This is a genomic window from Limosilactobacillus antri DSM 16041 (assembly GCF_000160835.1).
In the GTDB taxonomy this organism is placed as follows: Bacteria; Bacillota; Bacilli; order Lactobacillales; family Lactobacillaceae; genus Limosilactobacillus; species Limosilactobacillus antri.
Genome location: NZ_GG700733.1, coordinates 59,449 through 74,064 on the forward strand (window position 1 = coordinate 59,449; position 14,616 = coordinate 74,064).

Consider the following 14,616-nt stretch of genomic DNA (forward strand, 5'->3'; position numbering starts at 1 on the left):
AGGGGGTTATTTCCCACTCTCCCTATCTTCATCGCAATCTTACCGCCGTTGGGGCCGCCGCCCGCCTGGGTAAATCCCAGAAACGCGGAAACGGTTGCGGAAGTACATATCGCCACCGAAGGCCACCACACCGAAGACGATGTAAACCCAAGCATTGAGCCGGGGGTTAATAATATTTGGCAGCCAACTGGCCAGCATATAGATCCCTAGCCAGAGGACCAGCCCGCAGACCAGGATTAGGATCCGGGTCGCCAATGGCCGCCGCTTCGTCCGCCCGCGCGGCTGCAGCTGGAGCATAATGTAGCTGAAGAGGACTCCCCCGATGACCGCCACGAGGACAATCGCGGTAATCCCAGAACTCCCGTACTGCTTCGTCTTGAGAATTTCTGGCGACAGCAGGAACATCAGTCCGTACATAAACGTAAAGATACTGAAGAAAATCAGGGTGTTGTCGATGGACAACAGCTTAAATGACCGCTTGTTATCTACCGGTTCATCCTTTGGCTTTGGGTTCTTCAATTCCTTCGCGTACTCCGTCGGCGTGCCAAACAGGGCCTTGGCAGTCTGCCCCTGTTTTTGACCAGCCTGGAGCTTAGTGACCGTTTCAGTAATCATCGCGTCCCGCTTGTCCTTAGCGATCCCCAGCCGGTCCAGCTGCTTGTTTAACTGATAAATAAATTCCTCGTTTTTCCGGGTTAGGCCGTAGTTTGCAAAAGCATTGCCGCTTTCCTGGCGTTGGGCTTTCTCATGCTGCTTTTGCCGTTGGCCGGCCTGCGCATTTCGTGGTTGTTCCTCGCTCAATATAAAACTCCTCTCAGCACTTTAGTTGCTTGAATCCTGCGACAGCTAGACGTTGAAGCGGAATTCAACAATGTCGCCGTCCTGCATGACGTAATCTTTTCCTTCCAGCCGCAGCTTGCCGGCTTCCTTGACGGCCGCTTCGGAACCCAGTTGGTCCAGGTCCTCAAAACTCATCACTTCGGCCCGGATAAAGCCTCGTTCAAAGTCAGAGTGGATAATTCCAGCCGCTTGGGGCGCCTTGGTCCCCTTCCGGTAAGTCCAAGCCCGGGTTTCAGGGCCCCCAGCGGTGAAGAAGGTTTCCAGGCCGAGGAGCTTATAAGCTGCCCGGATCAACCGGTTCAGGCCCGGCTCGGTAACCCCTTCCATCTCCAGAAAGTCGGCCTTATCGGCATCATCCATCTCCGCAATCTGTTCTTCGGCCGCGGCAGCCACCCCGATGACTTCACCGTCACCCTTAACGTGTTCCTTAATTTGGTCCATGTACTTGTTGGCGTCTGGATCGGCCATGTCATCTTCCGCAATGTTGGCGACGTACAGTACCGGCTTGCTGGTCAGGAGGAAGAGCCCCTTGACAATCTTCTTTTCGTCGTCGTTAAAGTCGAGGGACCGCACACTCTGCCCATCTTCCAGCGCTGGCTTGAGCTTGTTTAACACGGCTAATTCAGCCAGGGCGTCCTTATCCCGGCCCTTCGCCGCCCGTTGAACCTTGGCCAACCGCTTATTAACGGCATCCAAATCGGCCATTACTAATTCCAGGTTAATGGTGTCGATGTCCTCAATCGGGTCGACCTTCCCGGAAACACTGGTGATGTCGTCATCATCAAAGGCCCGGACCACGTGAACAATGGCGTCGGTCTGCCGGATATTTTCCAGGAACTTGTTCCCCAGACCTTCACCCTTGCTGGCCCCCTTGACGATCCCGGCGATGTCGGTAAATTCAAAGGTGGTCGGAACGATCTTCTTGGCCGGGATCAGTTCTTGGATCCGGTCCAGCCGCTTGTCTGGCACTTCCACCATCCCCACGTTCGGGTCAATCGTCGCAAAGGGGTAGTTCGCCATCTCGGCGCCCGCCTTCGTAATCGCGTTGAACAACGTTGACTTGCCGACGTTTGGCAAGCCGACAATTCCTGCAGTTAATGACATGAAATCTTCACTTTCCTTTTTAATTTTATTTTGAACTAAGAATACCTAATTATTGGTTATCCGCCGGTGCTTTTTCAAGGACTTTCTTAAAACCCTTATCAAATTTCTGGCGGGTCATCATCACCACATGGCCGCAGCCCTGGCACTGAATTTTAATATCAGCGCCGACCCGGGTAATCAGCCAGCGGTTGGTGCCACAGGGGTGGGCCTTCTTCATCAAAACAACGTCACCCTTATCATAAGCTGCCATGGTTAAGTCCCTCCTAGTCTAATGAAATGTTTAATACTTCCAAAATCCGCGTTAGATCATCATTGGACGTGTACGGAATTTCAATCTTGCCGGCACCACGCTTCCGGCTTTGGGAAACGGCAACCTTCGCGCCAAACTTGCTCTGCAGCTGGGCTTCCGCCTCCCGCAGATAGACCGGTTTGCGCTGGCCCTTTTTCTGGGCCCGCTTCTTGCTGGTCCCGTTCATCTGAGCAACAATTTCCTCCAGCTGGCGGACGGTCAGGTTCTTGTCCATTGCCCGCTTAGCCAGGCCAACCAGTTGCTTCTTATCCTTGAGCCCCAGGATCGTCCGGGCCTGCCCCATCGAGAGCCGGCCCTCGTTTAGGGCGTCCTTAATCAGGGTCGGCAGGCCGAGCAGCCGCAGGTAGTTGGCGATGTAGGGGCGACTCTTGCCTAGCCGGTTGGCAACCTGGGCCTGGGTCAACGACAGCTTGTCCATCAGCGTCTGGTAGGCCTGGGCCTCTTCCAACGGGGTCAGGTCTTCCCGTTGCAGATTCTCAAGGACCGCAACCTCCATCATCTGCTCGTCGGTCATGTTCCGCACAATTGCCGGAATCGTCTCCTGCTGGGCCATTTTCGATGCCCGGAAACGTCGTTCGCCAGCAATCAGCTCATAACGCTCTACCGCCCGGTCCGGCTGCCGCAGGATGATGGGCTGGAAGACCCCGGTTTCTTTGATTGAATCAGCCAATTCCTGCAGGGCCGCAGAATCAAAGGTCCGCCGCGGCTGGTAGGGGTTCGGGCGAATCAGTGTTAATTTTACGTCCTGGACCGTCTCACCATTTACTGGCTCTTCAATGGTGTTTTCCTCGAATAGGGCCTCAATCCCGCGACCGAGGCCGCCCGTTTTACGCTTTGCCATTATTCGCCAACACTTCCTTTGCTAATGCTTGATAAACCGCGGCGCCGGTCGACCGTTTATCATAATCGACAATTGCCAGGCCGTGGCTCGGGGCTTCCGACAGGCGGACGTTCCGTGGAATGACGGTCTGGTAGACCTGGTCGCCAAAGAACTTCTTGACCTCCGCGTTAACCTGCTGGCCGAGGTTGGTCCGCTTATCGTACATCGTCAGGAGGACCCCCTCGATCTTGAGGGCCGGGTTGAAGTGCTTTTGCACCAGCTTGATTGTGTTCAAGAGCTGGCTCAGACCTTCTAGGGCATAGTACTCACTCTGGACCGGAATTAAGATGGAGTCGCAGGCGGTAAAAGCATTGATGGTCAACAGGCCCAATGACGGCGGACAGTCAATCAAAATAAAGTCATATTCCCCCTGGACGTCGCCAAAGGCATCTTTGAGGCGGGTCTCCCGGGCCATCAAGTTGGTCAGCTCAACCTCCGCCCCGGACAGTTCGATCGTGGTCGGCGCAATGTCCAAACCCGGGTGGCTGGAATGCTGGATGACGTTAGCCAACGGCTCATCATCAATTAAGACGTCGTAAACACTTTTTTCAATATTGCGCTTTTCAACCCCTAAGCCGCTGGTGGCGTTTCCCTGGGGGTCAAGGTCAATTAACAACACGTGCTGACCCTGGTCTGCCAGGCAGGCACCCAGGTTAACGCTCGTGGTGGTTTTGCCGACGCCGCCCTTTTGGTTAGCTAATGCAATTACTGAACCCATTAATCTGCCTCCTACTGCTTCTTCGGAATCTCAATCACCAGCTGGTAGGATTGGTCGTTATCCGACTCCTTAGTCGTGACCTTAAAGCCGCTGTCTGTTGCCAGCTTGATTGACTTCTTAATCGTATTCAACGCTAAACGTGCATCGTTAATCTGCTTCGCCGGCTTCGTTTGATTTTTCTTGCGCCGGGCCTTCTTCTTGGCCGGTTTCGTTCCCGGAGCCGGAGCAGCTGGCGCTTCCTGCCCGGGTTCGGCAACCGGAGCGATTGCGGACAGTTCCCGCTGGCGGGCCGCCGCCTTTTGCTTAGCAATTTCCGACGGGAGAGGCCGGCCCAGCAGCCGGGCCACTTCATCCTCGGTTTGGCGCACCGTCAGCCGGTTGTTGACCACCCGCATCAGCATCGCCCGTTGCTGCTTTTCGTTGAGGTCCAGCAGAGCCCGGCCGTGGCGCTCAGAAATCCGGTGGTCAAGAATAGCGGTCTGGACCGGCTTAATCAGTTTTAAGAGCCGGAGCTTGTTGGCCACAAAGGACTGGCTCTTCCCCATTCCCTTCGCGAGGGCCGCCTGGGTCAAGTGGTTGAGGTCCATCAGCCGCCGGTAGGCCTGGGCCTCCTCCACCGAACTCAGCTGGGAGCGTTGGAGGTTTTCCACCAGGGCCAGGGAGGCCGCTTCGGAATCACTCATTTTTTCAACGATTGCCGGCGCGGTATCCCATTGCAATAGCTTCATCGCCCGGAAACGCCGCTCCCCAGCAATAATTTCGTACTTCGCCGGTTCGTATTCCCGAATGACAATCGGCTGAAGCAGGCCGTGTTCATCAATGGTCTGGGCCAGTTCCTGAATGCCTTCCTTATCAAAGACCTGACGGGGCTGATAACGGTTCGGGACAATCTGGTCGAGCTTGATCTCCACGACCTTCTGCTTGCTGTCATTACTGTCGCTCTTCCCAAAGTTAAATAATGAAAAAGCCATCTTTCATCCTCCTCACTTACTGCAACGGTTTTTTATTTGGCAGACCCGGCCGCCGGGGGTACTTCTGCGGAGTTGCCGCAACTTTATCAATTACGATGATCTTGCGCGGCTCCGCGGTGCCCGGCAGGGTCAGAGCAAATTCCTTCTGCACTTCGCCGCCCAGCTGGCGAATGGCCCCCTGTGCATCTGCCAGCTCGTCGTCAGCTGCACTCGCCTTATAAGCCAGCAACTCGCCGCCGACCCGGGCCGCTGGCAGGCACAGTTCGCTCAGGACGCTTAAACGGGCCACAGCCCGGGCCAAAACGAGGTCGTACTGCTCCCGGTGGGGTGACTGTTTCGCCGAAAACGTCTCCGCCCGGTCATGCACCAGGGTAACCCCGGTTAACCCCAACTGGGCAACCAGTGCCTGCAAAAAGCTGATCCGCTTATTAAGGGAATCAACAATCGTCACCTTGAGTTGGGGAAAGGCGATCTTTAGCGGAAGGGACGGAAAACCGGCGCCCGCACCAATGTCACACAGGGTCAGCTGCTCGGTTTGCAGGCGCGGCTCCGCCAGGGCCCCCGTGAGTGAATCGTAAAAGTGCTTAAGGTACACATCATTTTCTTCTGTAATCCGGGTCAAATTCACCTGACGATTGGTAGCCACCAATTGCCGGTAGTAATCAGCAAATTGTTGCATCTGCTGGTCGCTAAGGTTAATCCCCCGCTCAGCAAGTGCCTGTTGAAATTGTTCTGGATTCATTTAAGTAAGCGCTCCTTTTCGTGAAACATTTATGTTTCACGTACCCTTATACTGTACTCTAAAATCCCCCGCCTTTCAACTGCTTCGCTGGAGATAATCGGTAATATTTCCCGGGAAATAAAAAAGATCGGAAGCCCCAGTCTTTTAGCTATTTTAATGCCACAATACGGCAGCTGGCTGACGGTTCAAGTGCTGACAACCCGGCGCAACCTCCGTACGCTCCAAAATAAAACGGCAAAAAATGACTTCTCAGCCAAATTTTGCCGTTTTTTCAATCCTTTTCAGGCTTAAATAAGCATTAGTTCATCTTGCTGACTTCGTCCAGGAACCACTTGTTAAAGTAGTCCGCGTCGATGTCTAAGCAGACTTCCGCGTTGGTCTTGCCGTCATGGTAAGCGGCCCGCACGTCGCCAACCGTAGCACCAATTGCTGGGCCTTCCGTTTGAACGTCGACCCACATCTTCTTAGTCGTGAATGCTTCTGGGTGGAGCAGGTAGAAGATCGTGTTAACGTCGTGCATTGGGCGGCCCTCATCGCTCCCGTCGTTGTAGTGAGTGATCAGGGCGTGCAGCATTTCACCGGTCTTGTTCATCTGGCCCAGCTTTTCAATCGTGTCCTTGGTCAGGAGGGCCTTCAAGGTCACGTCGAGGCCGACCATCACAATCGGAATACCGGAATTGTACATAATCCGCGCCGCGTCCGGGTCAGTAAAGACGTTGAATTCAGCCACGCTGGTCATGTTACCGCCGGACATGGAGCCACCCATGGCAACGATCCGCTTAATGTGGCTCTTGACTTCTGGGTATTCGCTCAGGAGCAGGGCAATGTTGGTGTAGGAACCAGTTGGGACCAGGGTAACTTCATCCTCCGCCATGATGGCGTCATGAAGGGCCTCCACCGCCGTCTGCTTGATTGGCTGACCATAGTCAGTGCCGAAGTCATAACCCGGCATCCCAGATTCACCGTGAATCCGGGCCGCATCTTCAAACGGCTTAATCAGCGGTTGTTCTGCCCCGGCAGCGACCGGAATGTCCTTGCCAAAGAAGTGAACAATCTTCAAGGCGTTGGCGGTCGTCTTATCAACCGTGACGTTCCCGGCAACGGCCGTCACCAGCTTTAGGTCGATTGACGGGTCGTTAATCGCCATCGTCAAGGCAGCAGCGTCATCAATTCCCGGATCGGTGTCCATAATAATCTTAGTAGTCATTACAAATTCCTCCTCATCGTTTGCAAGCGTTTCCGAAATTTTGGGCTAAAAAAAGCAGCCCGGAAGCTGCTTTTTAATTTTTACCAAACAAACAGACCAACAAAGGCAGCTGACAAGAGCGATACCAGGATCCCTGACAGCAGCAGGTAACCAATGTTAGAAGCAATGTAGTCGTTGTCTTCCTTGTTTGCCAAGCCCTTGAAGGCACCGATGATCATCCCAAGGGTACCGAAGTTGGCAAAGGAAGTAACGAAGACCGTCAAGACCGCCTTCAAGTGTTCTGGGTAGTGGGCAATATCAGCCGTAACCTTACCCATAACAACAAATTCGTTGGTAACTAACTTCATCCCCATGTTTTGGGCCAGGTTCCATGCTTGGTCGACCGGCAGACCCAGCAGCCAGGAGAATGGGAACATGATGACACCCAAGATACTTTCGAGTGACAGTGGCTTCCAGAAGAGGGCCAAAATCTTGTCGATCAAAGCAGCCAGGGCAACGAAGGCAACAACGTTAGCAACGATGATCAGGATCAGCTTGCCAGCGCCCAGGATGGAGTCACCCAGGAAGCTGAAGAATGGTTCCTTCTTACCGTTGTCGGTTGCACCAACCTTTTCGATGGTGTCTTCTTCTGGCGAAAGGTGAACTGGGTTTAACATACTAGTGGCAATCAGCGCGTTGATAATGTTGATTGGAACAGCAGTCAAAATGTATTGACCTGGCATCATTTCAATGTAGGCCCCCAGAATAGAAGCAGTAACACAAGACATTGACATCATGGCCAGCGTCAGGTTACGTTCCTTGCTCATCTTCCGGATTTGCATCCCGGAAACGGCCAGCACTTCAGTGTTCCCTAAGAACATCATTTCAACAGCGAAGAATGATTCAAACTTCGGTTGACCAGTGATGTAGGAAAGTCCCCGTCCGATCCACTTGATGATCCATGGCAGGAAGCCGATGTAAGTCAAGATGTCGAACAGCGGAACAATCATCAGGATTGGCATCAGCGCAGAACAAATGAAGTTCAAGTTCTTAACGTTGTACCAGTCACCCAGTGCGAAGACCGTCCCCTTCGCGGACACGTCAACAATCCAAACGAAGCCGTCAGCAGCGGCCTTAACACCGGCCCGGCCTGCTGAAGAACCCGTCAAGAACCATGCCAAAACCAAGTTCAGCACGACCATGATGGCAACCGTCTTCCAATTGATGGCCTTGCGGTTCTTTGAGAACAGCCAACCAATCGCTAGGAAAACAATCAAACCTAGAATATTGATTGCAAGATACATGGTTGTATACACCCCTTAATAAAAAATCCATGTAGTAAACTCTGCTGACTACTCTACTAAAATCGATAAAAAATAATTGCTTCTTTCGGCGAGTCAACATCACGATTTAAGAATATCTTAAAAACAAACTTGTGTAAAGGCTTAAATATAAGCAAGTTTGTGAACTGAGAACGGTTTAGTTGCGCTCACAGGCCATAAATCGGTTTACCTATCAAGGGTGTTGAAACGGTTTATCGACCGCTGAAAGCGTTCACAAACTAATCAAAATTATTTGCAAGCGCTCTCTTAAATAATAAAAAAGCGGCCCGGCAGCAAGAAATGCACTTGCTACTGGACCCGCCCCTGCCAAGGAAGTTAATTATAACAAAAAAAGCGGAGACAATTTGCTGTCTCCGTGCTTCCAAATGAAAGAGCAACGACTGTGGTTAACTCTATTAAGGTTCGTTAACAGATCATTTGCGTTCTTTCGCCAAGGATAAAGAACTGAAGCTTAATCATTTAAGGTTGTAGATATGGCCACTAATTTTTAGCTAACATACTTTTCAAGGAAACTAAAGTGTTTCATGTGGAGTGGGGTGTCGTTAATTATCGTGTTATTAATTAACCAGCTTTTTAAAGTAGTTTATTTATGAGAAGATGTTTGTTCAAAACTAGCCATTGCTCTTTCACACTTTTAGTATAATCCACCACCAGTCCAAGGTCAAACAAACCGCGGTGTATCAACATTGGTAGCGATTATCAAATTTAGACAATCGGCTATTTTTCAGTGGATATTTTCCTGCTTCTACACTAATTTACCCCCGTTTGGTCAGTATCTTGTTTCAAAAAACTTTTATTGTTTTTTCCCCTTTGCGGTGTAGTTAAAACCGATCGCCAGCAGGACAAAGATCACCGCGGAAAGAATTAACGGAATCCGCGTAGTATCAATGAATAACAGGATCACCAGGACTCCGAAGAAAAAGATGATCGTCAGCCAGCTGGTCAGCGGGTAGCCCGGCATCTTGAAGCTGGTAATTCCCGCCGGGTGCGCCTGCCGGAACTTGATGTGGGCAAAGAGGATAATCAGCCAGGTGAAGACAAAGGTAATTGTCGAAACCCCGGCAATGACGTCGAAAATCCCCGCTGGCATAATGTAGTTCAAAATAACGGTGACAAACAGGATGATGGTCGAGAAGGTCAGCGCCCGGGTCGGGACCGCCTGGGGGCTCAGCTCCTTGAAGCGCCGCGGGGCATTCCCGCTTTCGGCCAGCGCGTATAGCGACCGGCTGGTACTAAAGATGGCACTATTCGTCGCCGACATCGCTGCGGTCAGCACGACAAAGTTTAAAATTCCGGCTGCCCCGGGAATCCCGATAGCTGCAAAGACCTGTACAAAGGGGCTGGACGTCGTCTTAACGTGGAACCAGGGATAGATGGCCATCAGGGCGATCATCGAACCGATGTAGAAGAGGCCGATCCGGACCGGCAGGGTATTGATGGCCTTGGGAATGTCCTTTTGCGGGTCGCGGGTCTCACCCGCCGTCAAACCAACCATTTCAATGCCGACAAAGGCAAAGACGACCATCTGGAAGGAAACCAAAAAGCCCGCGGGTCCAGTAGGGAAAAAGCCCCCCTGGCTGACCAGGTTGCTTAGGGACACCGGCCGACCGTCAACGTGGCTGTGCAGCAGAATTAATACTAATCCGGTGATAATTAACGCCACGATTGCCAGGACCTTAATCATTGAAAACCAGCTCTCCAGTTCACCGAAGAGGCCGACGTTGATCATGTTAATCAGCATCAGCGCCACCACGATCACCAGCGGGCCGACCCACTGCGGTAGGTGCGGAAACCAGTAGCGCAGGTAAATCCCGGTCGCCGTCAGGTCAGCCATCGCCAGGGTCAGCCAGCAGGCCCAGTACATCCAGCCGGCGATAAATTCCATCCGGTCGCCCAGGTAGTATTGGATAGCGTCGATAAAGGAGTGGCGGGAAGGGTCCTCCAGCAGCAGTTCCCCCAAGGCCCGCATCATAAAGAAGATGAAGACCCCGACGATCAGGTAGGAAAGGATGATCGATGGACCGGCAGCATGGATTGCCGAGCCGGAACCCAAGAAGAGCCCCGTCCCAATCGCCCCACCGATAGCAATCATCGTAATGTGACGGCTCTTTAGCGAGCGTTGCAGTTTTTGGCTTTGCTGTTCATCCATAGTATTGACCTCCTTAGTCTGTGTTCAGCCTGAACGTAAAAAAACGCCCCTGGCTTTGTTTAGCCAGGGACGTTATTAACGCGGTTCCACCCATCTTTATAGCCCATCTTCATGAACTACCTCTCAGTCGATAAGGGAACCACCCACTTTTACGAACATGCCATTGCGCTGGTCCCCACTTTCAGCAATCGTTAGGGTCTCTGTTAACCAGCGATTGAAATTTACTAATAATTATAAGGATTTTGCCATAATTGTCAAACGAAAATTACAAATTTCGGCAGAACATTCGGTTATCGTAATCGTTGCCATTCACAGCCCTACTTGCTTTGCGCCTGCCGCCGTTTTTTTATTTCATAAACCACGCTGAGGATGGCGAGAAAGACGAAGGACACTAGAACCGGAATCCGGCTGGTTTCACTAAACAGCAGAATTACCAGGACCGCACTGAAGAAAATAATGGTCAGCCAGCTGGTGACCGGGTAGCCAGGCATCTTAAAGACCGCGGCGCCGGCAGGGTTCTGCTGCCGGTAACGGATGTGGGCAAACAATAGGATCAGCCAAATGTAGATAAAGGTGATCGTGCAGACGCTGGCAATGAAGTTAAAGATTCCCGCCGGCATAATGTAGTTCAGGACCACCGTGATAAAGAGGATGGCCGAAGAGAACCACAGGGCCCGGCTCGGTACCACCTTGGCACTCAGCCTGCCGAATGACCGGGGCGCATTGCCACCCCGGGCCAGGGAATAGAGCGACCGGCTGGTGCTGAAGATGGCACTGTTGGTGGCCGACATCGCCGCAGTCAGGACCACAAAGTTTACGATTCCCGCCGCGGCTGGGATCCCGATGGCCGCAAAGACTTGGACAAAGGGACTCGAGGTCGTTTCAATCTTAAACCAGGGGTAGATGGCCATCAGGGCGATCATCGAGCCGATGTAGAAGAGGCCAATCCGAACCGGTAGGGAGTTAATCGCCTTGGGAATATCATTCTCCGGGTCCTTGGTTTCACCCGCGGTCAGGCCGACCATTTCAATCCCCCCGAAGGCAAAGACGACCATCTGGAAGGACATTAAGAAGTTCACCGGACCATTCGGGAAAAAGCCCCCGTACCGGGTCAAATTGCGCAGCTCAACCAGGCGGCCGCTGACCCGGGCGTGCATCACGATCAGGACCACGCCGATTCCGATCAGCAGTAAAATCGCCACGACCTTAATCATCGAGAACCAGCTCTCCAGCTCGCCGAAGAGGCCGACGTTGACCATGTTGACCAGCATCAGCAAAATGATGATGACCAGCGGTCCCACCCACTGCGGCAGGTGCGGGAACCAGTAGCGCAGGTAAATCCCGGTCGCCGTCAGATCGGCCATCGCCAGGGTCAGCCAGCAGGCCCAGTACATCCAGCCGGCAATAAACTCGACCCGGTCGCCCAGGTAGACCTTAATCAACTCGATAAAGGAGTGCTTGGTCGGGTCGGCTAAAATCAGCTCACCGAGGGCCCGCATCATAAAGAAGGCAAAAATTCCCACAATTAAATACGAAAGAATAATCGCCGGGCCGGCCTGCTTGATCGCTTCACCGGAGCCTAAGAACAGTCCGGTCCCGATCGCACCGCCAATCGCAATCATCATCACGTGGCGGCTCTTCAGCGACCGTTCCAATTTTGGTTCATTTTTATTAGCCATCAAATCCCTCCTTGAAGACAGCTAAGACGTCCTTAGTATTATAAACCAAGGGTGTCACTAGGCAAGGGTGTTCACGTTAATTTATTGTTTTTATTAAGCATTAAACATTTAACACTTTGTCCAAGAAGTTTTGCGTATCGGCGTGCTGCGGATGGTCGAAAATCTGTTCCGGCGTCCCCTGCTCCCGGATGTTGCCATCATGGAAGAAGACCACCCGGTCAGCGACCTGCTTGGCAAAGCCCATTTCGTGGGTCACGACAATCATCGTCATCCCCTGGTTCGCCAGGTTCTTCATTACCCCCAAAACATCGCCGACCATTTCCGGGTCGAGGGCACTGGTCGGTTCGTCAAAGAGCATCACGTCCGGCTTCATCGCCAGCGCCCGGGCAATCGCGACCCGCTGTTTTTGCCCCCCGGACAGGGTCTTCGGGTTGACGTTGGCCTTTTCCTTGAGCCCGACAATGTCCAGGTAGTGGAGCGCTTCTTCAACCGCCTGCTCCTTGTTGGCCTTCTTCAGCTGGGTGGGGGCCAGGGTCACGTTTTCCAGCACCGTCATGTTCGGGAAGAGATTAAAGTGTTGGAAGACCATTCCGATATTTTCCCGCACCTTATTGATGTTGACTTTCGGGTCCGCAATATCGTAGCCGTCAACGTAGACGTGACCGCCGTTCGGCACTTCCAGCCGGTTCAGGCAGCGGAGGAAGGTACTCTTCCCCGAGCCGGACGGGCCAATCATGCAGACCACTTCGCTTGGCTTGACGTTCAAGTTAATTCCCTGGAGGACTTCGTTTTTGCCATAGCTCTTGTGTAAGTCTTTTACTTGTACCTTATATTGTTTATCCATATTAAGCCATCCTCTTCTGAATGTAGTTTGATAACCAAGTTAACAGGGTAATGATGATGATGTAGATGGTACCGATGATCAGCCACATCCGGAACCCTTCCATGTTTTGGGAAATAATGACGGTCCCGGTCTGGGTCAGCTCCATCACTCCGATGGCGGACAGGATTGACGTATCCTTCAGGGTAATGATGAACTGGTTGACCAGCGATGGCACCATAATCTTGATCCCCTGCGGTGCGACGACCTTGATCAGGGCCTTCCGGTATGGCAAACCAAGGCTCCGGGCCGCCTCCCACTGTCCAGGGTCCACGGCGTTAAAGCCCCCCTTGACGATGGCACCGATGTAGGCCCCTTCGTCAAGCATCAGGGTTACAACCCCGGCGAGGAAGAGCGGCACCTTATGCCCGATCACGTTGGGCAGTCCCATGTAGATGAAGAAGGCCAAAACGATCATTGGAATTCCCCGGAAGATGTAGATAACCGTGCTGGAGATCGCGTTAGCAACCTTGCTCTGCATTACCCCCAGTACCCCGAGGATTAGCCCGAAGACTAGGGCCAGGACAATCCCGACGACCGTCAGTTGGATGGTCATCCAGAGTCCGTGCAGGAGGGCCACCCGGTTCGCCTTTAGCAGACCCCAGATGGTCCGGCTCGCCGTGCTGGACTTCGCCGTCTTGTCACTCTTTGTGTACTTGTTGATGATCTGCTTCATCTGGCCGGTTTCGTTTAACCAGTCGATCCCGTTGTTAATTTTCTTTTGCAGGGCGAGGTTCTGGCCCTTTTGGAAACCAACGGCCACCGGTTGGGCGTCGATCGGCTTCTTCGTCACGATCTTCAGCGGTACCCCGGTCTTGATCCCGTATTCCAAAACCGGGCCATCGTCGAAGGTTGCGGCCGTGTTGCCGGTCTTGACGTCATTCCACATCGTGTTGGAAGAATCGAAGTACTTGATCTGGTAGCCGTACTTCTTTTGGTTCTTCTTCAGGAAGAGGGCCGCGCTGGTGCCCGCCTTGGCAGAAACGGTCTTGCCCTTAAGCTGCTTAAGGGAGTGGATCTTGCTGTCCTTGGCAACCGCCATTTCCACGCCGTCCGTGTAGTATGGCTTTGAGAAGTCAAACTTGGCTTTCCGCTCTTCCGTCACACTCATTCCGGCAATTACCGCGTCGACTTGGCCGCCTTCGAGGGCCTGCAGGTCACCGTTGAAGCTCATCGGCTTGAGCTTGTACTTAAAGTGTTCGTGCTTGGCAATCTTTTTCAGAATTTCAATTTCAATTCCGGGGTTCTTACCCGAGTAGCCGCCCTTGCTGTCTTGAATTTCAAATGGGGCAAAGGTGTTGTTAGTGGCAAAAGTATAAGTCGGCTCCGCAGCTGACACGCTCTGTGGTTCGACTACCAACCACCCCACTGCAATCCCAACGACTGCAACAACGGCGGTCAGCCACTTTTTTAAAACCGTTCTTCGCATCATCTACCGACTCCTTTTCTAATCATTCTTTAACATTGATAATACATTATCATCTGCAAAGCTGGAAGTGAATAGATATACGAAAACCGTGCATTTATCCAATATGGAAGCGCTTGTGGGAAGTAAAAAGTTAATGTAGGCCCGGGCGGAAGCTTAATTTTATTAAGTGGTTTTGACTGCCAATCCCGGTTAGATTAGAATTCTCTCAATAAAGGAGATATATAAATAAGCCCCAGCATTCGGCAAAACCGAATGCTGGGGCTTATTGAACGTAAAGGGGAGTGGGAAATAACCTCCTCGACAAGGCGTATGGCTAACCTAGGACGATAGCTGGCACGGTACGGGCCGGCTAGCGTTCGTAGGCAAATAGCCTTGCTTCGCAGCG

At 52.5% G+C, this 14,616-nt stretch carries 13 protein-coding genes; all 13 read right to left on the bottom strand.

Translation table 11 applies throughout. The annotated features are described in order from the left end of the window. Nucleotides 1–39: 39 nt before the first annotated feature. The 13 genes from HMPREF0494_RS03910 to HMPREF0494_RS03970 all read right to left on the bottom strand — a co-directional run bounded on the left by HMPREF0494_RS03910 (nt 40) and on the right by HMPREF0494_RS03970 (nt 14,231). A complete protein-coding gene (locus HMPREF0494_RS03910) occupies nt 40–801 on the bottom strand; it encodes a DUF1129 domain-containing protein (RefSeq protein WP_007123633.1) in 762 nt (253 codons plus the stop codon). A 45-nt stretch (nt 802–846) separates the two neighbouring features. Continuing rightward, complete coding sequence (gene ychF / locus HMPREF0494_RS03915) at nt 847–1,944, bottom strand: redox-regulated ATPase YchF (RefSeq protein WP_007123634.1); 1,098 nt, start codon at nt 1,942–1,944, stop codon at nt 847–849. A gap of 49 nt (nt 1,945–1,993) precedes the next feature. Then, nucleotides 1,994–2,194 (bottom strand): DUF951 domain-containing protein, encoded by a 201-nt coding sequence (locus tag HMPREF0494_RS03920; RefSeq protein ID WP_003711677.1) that lies wholly within the window; start codon nt 2,192–2,194, stop codon nt 1,994–1,996. A gap of 13 nt (nt 2,195–2,207) precedes the next feature. Continuing rightward, entirely contained in the window at nt 2,208–3,095 is an 888-nt protein-coding gene (locus HMPREF0494_RS03925; RefSeq protein ID WP_007123635.1) for a ParB/RepB/Spo0J family partition protein, read from the bottom strand. After that, nucleotides 3,082–3,852: a ParA family protein gene (locus tag HMPREF0494_RS03930; RefSeq protein WP_007123636.1), complete on the bottom strand. Its 771-nt coding sequence runs from the start codon at nt 3,850–3,852 to the stop codon at nt 3,082–3,084. Before HMPREF0494_RS03930 ends, HMPREF0494_RS03925 begins: the two co-directional genes overlap by 14 nt. An 11-nt stretch (nt 3,853–3,863) precedes the next feature. Next, nucleotides 3,864–4,823, bottom strand: coding sequence for a nucleoid occlusion protein (locus tag HMPREF0494_RS03935; RefSeq protein WP_007123637.1), 960 nt, complete (start codon nt 4,821–4,823; stop codon nt 3,864–3,866). A 16-nt stretch (nt 4,824–4,839) separates the two neighbouring features. Continuing rightward, a complete protein-coding gene (gene rsmG / locus HMPREF0494_RS03940; RefSeq protein ID WP_007123638.1) occupies nt 4,840–5,565 on the bottom strand; it encodes a 16S rRNA (guanine(527)-N(7))-methyltransferase RsmG in 726 nt (241 codons plus the stop codon). A 298-nt stretch (nt 5,566–5,863) separates the two neighbouring features. Then, entirely contained in the window at nt 5,864–6,772 is a 909-nt protein-coding gene (rihC, locus tag HMPREF0494_RS03945; protein ID WP_007123640.1) for a ribonucleoside hydrolase RihC, read from the bottom strand. Between the two features lie 80 nt (nt 6,773–6,852). Then, nucleotides 6,853–8,055 carry a NupC/NupG family nucleoside CNT transporter gene (locus HMPREF0494_RS03950; protein WP_007123641.1) on the bottom strand — a complete coding sequence of 401 codons (1,203 nt, stop codon included), beginning with the start codon at nt 8,053–8,055 and terminating at the stop codon, nt 6,853–6,855. An 832-nt stretch (nt 8,056–8,887) separates the two neighbouring features. Beyond that, nucleotides 8,888–10,243 (bottom strand): amino acid permease, encoded by a 1,356-nt coding sequence (locus HMPREF0494_RS03955; RefSeq protein WP_007123642.1) that lies wholly within the window; start codon nt 10,241–10,243, stop codon nt 8,888–8,890. 317 nt (nt 10,244–10,560) lie between these two features. Then, nucleotides 10,561–11,922: an amino acid permease gene (locus HMPREF0494_RS03960; protein ID WP_007123643.1), complete on the bottom strand. Its 1,362-nt coding sequence runs from the start codon at nt 11,920–11,922 to the stop codon at nt 10,561–10,563. A 100-nt stretch (nt 11,923–12,022) separates the two neighbouring features. Next, nucleotides 12,023–12,766 carry an amino acid ABC transporter ATP-binding protein gene (locus HMPREF0494_RS03965; protein ID WP_007123644.1) on the bottom strand — a complete coding sequence of 248 codons (744 nt, stop codon included), beginning with the start codon at nt 12,764–12,766 and terminating at the stop codon, nt 12,023–12,025. Nucleotide 12,767: 1 nt separating this feature from the next. Continuing rightward, the gene (locus tag HMPREF0494_RS03970) at nt 12,768–14,231 is read right to left on the bottom strand and encodes an ABC transporter substrate-binding protein/permease (RefSeq protein ID WP_404803184.1); all 1,464 of its coding nucleotides are present in this window, start codon (nt 14,229–14,231) and stop codon (nt 12,768–12,770) included. Nucleotides 14,232–14,616: the final 385 nt, after the last annotated feature.